This is a genomic window from Pontibacillus yanchengensis Y32 (genome assembly GCF_000770635.1).
Lineage (GTDB): Bacteria > Bacillota > Bacilli > Bacillales > BH030062 > Pontibacillus > Pontibacillus yanchengensis.
Window position 1 is genome coordinate 79,560 of the sequence record NZ_AVBF01000010.1, and the last position, 6,000, is coordinate 85,559.

The following is a 6,000-nucleotide window of genomic DNA, read 5'->3' on the forward strand; positions in this document are numbered from 1 at the left end:
CTCTTATTCATTTGAAGAAGAAGTAAATCCAATTGAACGTACAATTTTCATCATATTTCTTGCATCTTCTTCCATTGCTCTTTTTGTTGTTTCCGTCGTCATCTTAACGCCACCTACTCCTATCTGAAGCTCAAACATATCCTCTTCAATCGAGATCACACGTATGTAACCAAATCGCTCCTCATTCTCAAAGGATGCAATATGTAGAATATCCTTAGCTTGTTTTGCAGAGGTGTAAAAGGTGTCATTTGTTGGTTTTTCAAATGTGTTATAAAAGAGAATATACTTTTGCTCATCTTCTTGAAGCAAGACATTATTTGCTTCGTTGGATAAGATTTTCATCCTTTCAGGTAAGTAAAGGGAGATGTCTTCCAACTCATGATTGGTAGATATATCCTCTTCTTCAAATACCTTTTCAGCTGAAGATGTTGCATTTTTCACTGCCTTCTCTTCAGAAATGAAAAAACCAAACACTGCCATTAGGATGAGGATGATAACACCTATTCCTAATAGACCTAGTAATAACCATTTTGGTCTAAATTCTTTCACTTTGACTCTCTCCTTGCCATTACACGATGAAGTCATACTTAAACTACCTAACCATATCATACTATGGATATATAATTTGACAAGGAGTAGACTGCATAGAATTGATTTCCCTTTTTGCTAAAATTTTGTGATATTATTAGAAAAAATAAGATTTATTTCACGAAAAACTAAGGGGACATTAACTATGAAATTAACTGTTTATTTAGCTGGACAGATACATGACTCATGGCGAGATGAAGTTAAAGCAAAAGCACAGCATAAAAAGTTAAATGTTGATTTTGTCGGACCTCAAGAAATGCATGACCGCTCCGATTCCATTGGTGAAGATATTTTAGGAGAGCAACCAGGGAATGTGTATCGAGATGATGCAGCATCAAGTATGAACAACCTCCGCACTCAAGTACTAATGAATAAATCTGACCTGGTTATTGCACTTTTTGGAGAGAAGTATAAGCAATGGAACACAGCCATGGACTTGAGCACTGCATTGACTATGAATAAACCTACCATCCTTATTCGACCTGAATCTCTTCACCATCCATTAAAAGAACTCTCAAACAAATCTACCGTTACAGTGGAAACCATCGACCAAGCATTACAAGCACTTGGATATATATTTGAGTAAGATACAAAAGTTCGCTAAACGATAAAAGCTCACAATTTATTTTCATTACTCTCTCAGCTTTTATGACTTATATTTTCTTATCTAAAATACCTGCATTACTCTATTTTCATTTTCATCACAAAACGCATGCGATATATATTCGCATGCGTTTTGTGTACAATATAAAACTTCCTAATATATCAACTACACCATTAATTGCCTTTGGTCATGTAATAGAATTCATATTGCCCTTTTAATAAGCGAACTACATGGTCAAACATCTCCGTTCGGTTCACCACTTCGTTTGTGAATACACCAATTGCTCCTTCGTTTAGACTTACACCAGAGCGTTGTGCAAATCCATCCATTACATCACCTAACTCTTTTCCTTTTTGAAGTTCATTAGCAACTTCTTCAGGTAAAGGAATTCTAGCTCCGCTAGCAGTGAAAGTATTTTCTTTCTCATCCACAAGAGCTCCCCAGTTACATAGATAAAGTTCATTCTCTAGTTCCATAACTCCACCTTCAAGGCCAATCCCAAGACAACCCTTGCTACTTTTTGCACATTCACGTGCGCGATTAACGGCACCTTCAAACGTTTCCTCATCAGAATAGGGTTGGGAGGATACTTTCGATCCGACTTCAATACCTACAACATCAGCATCTTCGAAATTGTTTTTTACAGCATTTACTTTTGATGGATTTGTAGAACCTACTACAATTTTCATTGTTTCATCCTTTCTAGGACCATAACTCACTTTTGAATGAAGGAAGGTTGCTTCACATCATAGTGAGCAACCCTATCCATACAATTATCCATTTTGTTTAATTTGCTCAACAACGTTTTGATCGGTTGTTTTTACTAATTTTGTAATTAATTCTTTGGCCGCTGCGTAATCATCGATATGAATCATTGAAGCAGAGGTATGAATATATCTTGAGCATATACCTACTACTGCAGAAGGCACACCTTCATTAGATACATGAACTCTACCAGCATCTGTACCTCCTTGAGAAATAAAGTACTGATAAGGAATATCATTCGTTTCTGCAGTATCCAAGATAAATTCACGAATTCCCTTGTGAGTCACCATAGTCTTATCAAATATTCGTAATAGAGCACCTTTGCCTAACTGGCCAAACTCTTTCTCGTCTCCAGACATGTCGTTTGCCGGAGATGCATCAAGTGCATAAAAAATATCAGGTTGAATCATGTTAGCAGCTGTTTGCGCACCACGCAACCCTACTTCTTCTTGTACCGTAGCACCAGAATATAGTTCATTTGGTAGTGTTTCATTTTGAAGCTCTTTCAAAAGCTCAATGGAGAGACCACAGCCGTAACGATTATCCCATGCTTTAGCCAATATTTTCTTTTCGTTAGCCATAGGTGTAAAAGGGCATATTGGTACAATTTGTTGTCCTGGCTTAATTCCAATCTGTTTAGCATCTTCAAGATCATCAGCACCAATATCAATCATCATATTTTTTATTTCCATTGGTTTTTGACGTTGTTCCGGAGTTAAATTATGTGGGGGAATTGATCCAATAACCCCGATAACAGGTCCTTGATCTGTCATAACTTGCACGCGTTGAGCAAGTAATACCTGACTCCACCAACCTCCTAATGGTTGAAATCGAATCATACCATTTTTAGTGATTTGCGTCACCATGAAACCTACTTCATCCATATGCCCTGCTACCATTACCTTAGGGCCTTGACCTTTTTTTACTCCAAAGACTCCACCTAAATTGTCCTGGATCAGTTCATCTGAGTATTGTTCTAATTCACTTTTCATAAATTTACGCACAGCATGTTCATTGCCAGGAGCGCCTTGTAATTCCGTTAATGTTTGAAATAGATTTAGCGTATCTTGATTCATAAAAAAACTCCAATCTCTATGTAATAATTAAGTCTATTTTATCGAATATTCAGAAAGCCTTCTACCGATATATGTTTTTATTTTCTATTTTGGATGATTTTAGATATACTAAGGTTATAGTTCTGAACAGAGAGGTGTAACAAATGAATTGGAAAAAATCAGTCGCTACAGTTGCTGCTGGAGCATTAGTTGGCTACGCTGTCGCAAAACAAGTCAATGATCACAAGCAATTATCTCCAGAAAAAGCATTAAAGCTAGCTAAAGAATCTTTTAAGCGTCAAGGACCTATAAGTGGTTCATGGATTCATATGAAAACAGAAGAGCTTTCTAAGGATGACATGCCTTATACGATTTATCGTGGTGGTGTCTCCCGTTCTGTTGATGGAGAAACGAAGCAATATGAATTCTTAGTAGACGCTGTAACTGGAACAGTACTTGACGTAAGTGTTGTAGCATAAAAAATCCGCACACTGTGCGGATTTTTTTATCCCACGGTTTAATTCACCCTTTATATTCACTTTCGAGACCGTTCTACCTTATCGAGAACCTCTCCCTGTTCATTAAACTTTAGAGCACGATAGTATGCATCATGGTAAAACGTGTACCATGCTTCTTTTTGGTAACCGTACTTCATCCAATCTTGTTTTTGATGAACGGACGTAACAGGAAAATCATCATAAGCTAATACCCAAAGGACATTTTGATGGGCATTTGTAGGCATGATATCTGCCATATGGATAAATACTTCTTCATCTTGTTCAAACCGAATTACGCTATGGCCGTCACTGTGACCACCAGTATGAATCATATGTAAGCCGTTTACAATTTCTATTTCATCCTCAAATGTTTCAACCTTATCAACAATTGGCTTCCAATTATCTTGCCAATACGTATTCGCTGAACGTATATTTGGATATTTCATCTCATTCCACTCAGTTGAAGAGGTATATATAGTGGCATTTTCAAAGGCTGATTGGAGTTCCCCATTGACCCACTTAGTTAAACCACAAGCATGATCAAAATGTAGATGCGTCATGAGCACCTTGTCTATTTCATTCGTAGAATATCCTAAAGCATTTAAAGATAACTCTACTTTTGATTGCTCCTCTACTCCAAAGTTTTTAAGTTGTTTTTCAGTAAGTTTATCGTTCCCTAATCCAGAATCAATTAGTATTTTTTCTCCATCTATCTCTAGCAGGATTGGATCTGTTCGTAATTCAATTTGATTCTTTTCATTAACTGGATACTTCTTACTCCAAAGAGGTTTTGGCACAACACCGAACATCGCCCCACCATCCAAATGATTAACGCCGCCATTTAGCCATGTAAGCTTTGCTCGACCGACTTGCAAGGTTTCCATAACCGCTCTCCTCCTTCATACATATATTTCAGTGTATCACAGGAGACAAATTCGTGTAAGCGATATCAACTCTTTAACCATTTATAAGTTAAGCTCCCTCCTCCCATACAAAGAGTCTTACGTAAATGTACCCTTCACCTTATCAAGGTTTGGGGAGAAGAGAGGTTATGAGCATTTTCTTACTTTCCAAGAGTGTAATGTACCTAATAAGAGCGATTATTCACCGAAATAACCAGCTTGTCCATTTACTTTATGGTACTCTCACTACACATCGATAAATGGGATGACCTTGTTCTGAAAATTTTCCCTCATATTCTGTCATCACGTTCGTAGGGTCTTCTAAATCATGTAGGTTTAATGAAACCTCTTCTAAAGTCCACCCTGCCTGCGAAAAACTAACTAAAGAATATTCAAACAGTTGACGATTATCGGTTTTCATCACAATCGTTCCATCTGGTTTTAAAATAGACTGATACTGTTCTAAAAAGGTCTTAAACGTTAAGCGTCTTTTTTCGTGGCGAGCTTTTGGCCATGGATCGGAGAAGTTTAAATAGATCTGCTCAACTTCACTTTCCTCGAAAAGTTCTCTAAGATCGTCAGCATCTTCGTTTAGTAAACGTGTGTTTGCAACCTCAGCTTCTTTTACTTTCTTCACTGCTCCAACGATGACACTTTTTACCCGCTCAATTCCTATAAAATTTGTATTAGGATTTTTTTTAGACATCCCTGTAATAAATTGTCCTTTACCTGTACCAATCTCTATATGAATTGGATGGTCATTTTCAAATTCAGTTGCCCATTTACCTTTTTTTGAAAACGGATCTGCTATGACAATATGACTATTTTCATTCATATAGTCATCTGCCCAAGGTTTATTTCTTAACCGCATAACGTTTCCTCCTTCATTTCATCACATGTTACCTTACCACGAATTAAATAAAATCGAAAGTTATCACCTTTTTTCGAGCATATGAAAGAAAATAAGGTTCTTTTAAAGCATTTATAACCATTTACAAGCTATATCAGTTCTATTGATACTGCTTCTCAAAAATAGTAAAAAAACTGGCATTATCCCCCTTGGGTTGTAAACGCTTTCTGATTTAAAGTTATAAAAGTGTGATAAATACGGAATATGGAGAGTGACGAAATGATAACGATAATCTCTAAAATGACTGAATTACTAGTGCTTGTTACATTTGGTGTTCTATTTGCAGGATATGCTGTTTTTCTTTATCCTCTTGAAAAACTACAAACACTAACTAGCTCAGAAGTAAAACAAAAACAATTGGAACACGCGCCGAACTAAACGTAACGTCGCTTGATAAGATACTAAAGATAATTTATAAACAATATTAATGGCAAACAAAAACGCATGGAGGGTTTAGTCCCGCCATGCGTTTTTGTTTTGTAAACAATTATTAACATCATTAAGTGGAAGTATTATAACAAATATTATGAGAGCGTTTATTCCATTTTAGAGGCATAATCTTGAAGACTTGGATTCGAGATAATATGGGCTAGAGGGGTGTTTCCGTTGCTTTAGATGGCATAAAGGTGTCCTGGGAACAACTCGCGTCCTGCCGGCGAGCTGGCAAGCTACCTTCGGG

General features: G+C 36.8%; 8 protein-coding genes. 3 read left to right on the plus strand and 5 right to left on the minus strand.

Going from position 1 to position 6,000, the window contains the following annotated elements; translation table 11 throughout:
• Positions 1-3: 3 nt before the first annotated feature.
• Positions 4-549 carry a polysaccharide deacetylase family protein gene (locus N782_RS05650; RefSeq protein ID WP_036817246.1) on the minus strand — a complete coding sequence of 182 codons (546 nt, stop codon included), beginning with the start codon at positions 547-549 and terminating at the stop codon, positions 4-6.
• 184 nt (positions 550-733) lie between these two features.
• On the opposite strand from N782_RS05650, the gene N782_RS05655 reads away from it, so the two are divergent.
• Positions 734-1,174 carry a YtoQ family protein gene (locus N782_RS05655; protein ID WP_036817247.1) on the plus strand — a complete coding sequence of 147 codons (441 nt, stop codon included), beginning with the start codon at positions 734-736 and terminating at the stop codon, positions 1,172-1,174.
• 191 nt (positions 1,175-1,365) lie between these two features.
• On the opposite strand, the gene N782_RS05660 is transcribed toward N782_RS05655, so the two are convergent.
• Together N782_RS05660 and N782_RS05665 are read right to left on the minus strand one after the other, a co-directional pair.
• Entirely contained in the window at positions 1,366-1,881 is a 516-nt protein-coding gene (locus N782_RS05660; RefSeq protein WP_036817248.1) for a DUF84 family protein, read from the minus strand.
• An 84-nt stretch (positions 1,882-1,965) separates the two neighbouring features.
• Positions 1,966-3,033: a M42 family metallopeptidase gene (locus N782_RS05665; RefSeq protein WP_036817249.1), complete on the minus strand. Its 1,068-nt coding sequence runs from the start codon at positions 3,031-3,033 to the stop codon at positions 1,966-1,968.
• Between the two features lie 143 nt (positions 3,034-3,176).
• Here N782_RS05665 and N782_RS05670 point away from each other — a divergent pair, with 143 nt between their 5' ends.
• Positions 3,177-3,491 (plus strand): PepSY domain-containing protein, encoded by a 315-nt coding sequence (locus N782_RS05670; RefSeq protein ID WP_036817252.1) that lies wholly within the window; start codon positions 3,177-3,179, stop codon positions 3,489-3,491.
• Between the two features lie 56 nt (positions 3,492-3,547).
• Here N782_RS05670 and N782_RS05675 read toward each other — a convergent pair whose 3' ends face one another.
• Positions 3,548-4,393: a YtnP family quorum-quenching lactonase gene (locus N782_RS05675; protein WP_036817256.1), complete on the minus strand. Its 846-nt coding sequence runs from the start codon at positions 4,391-4,393 to the stop codon at positions 3,548-3,550.
• Between the two features lie 250 nt (positions 4,394-4,643).
• The gene (trmB, locus tag N782_RS05680; protein WP_036817260.1) at positions 4,644-5,282 is read right to left on the minus strand and encodes a tRNA (guanosine(46)-N7)-methyltransferase TrmB; all 639 of its coding nucleotides are present in this window, start codon (positions 5,280-5,282) and stop codon (positions 4,644-4,646) included.
• A 258-nt stretch (positions 5,283-5,540) separates the two neighbouring features.
• Here trmB and N782_RS21765 point away from each other — a divergent pair, with 258 nt between their 5' ends.
• Positions 5,541-5,699 (plus strand): hypothetical protein, encoded by a 159-nt coding sequence (locus tag N782_RS21765; protein WP_202595669.1) that lies wholly within the window; start codon positions 5,541-5,543, stop codon positions 5,697-5,699.
• Positions 5,700-6,000: the final 301 nt, after the last annotated feature.

Bases quoted from the DNA above. Each gene is read 5' to 3' on its own strand.
- N782_RS05655 (WP_036817247.1), top strand. From the start codon at position 734: ATGAAATTAACTGTTTATTTAGCTGGACAGATACATGACTCATGGCGA.
- N782_RS05660 (WP_036817248.1), bottom strand. From the start codon at position 1,881: ATGAAAATTGTAGTAGGTTCTACAAATCCATCAAAAGTAAATGCTGTA.
- N782_RS05665 (WP_036817249.1), bottom strand. From the start codon at position 3,033: ATGAATCAAGATACGCTAAATCTATTTCAAACATTAACGGAATTACAA.
- N782_RS05670 (WP_036817252.1), top strand. From the start codon at position 3,177: ATGAATTGGAAAAAATCAGTCGCTACAGTTGCTGCTGGAGCATTAGTT.
- N782_RS05675 (WP_036817256.1), bottom strand. From the start codon at position 4,393: ATGGAAACCTTGCAAGTCGGTCGAGCAAAGCTTACATGGCTAAATGGC.
- trmB (WP_036817260.1), bottom strand. From the start codon at position 5,282: ATGCGGTTAAGAAATAAACCTTGGGCAGATGACTATATGAATGAAAAT.
- N782_RS21765 (WP_202595669.1), top strand. From the start codon at position 5,541: ATGATAACGATAATCTCTAAAATGACTGAATTACTAGTGCTTGTTACA.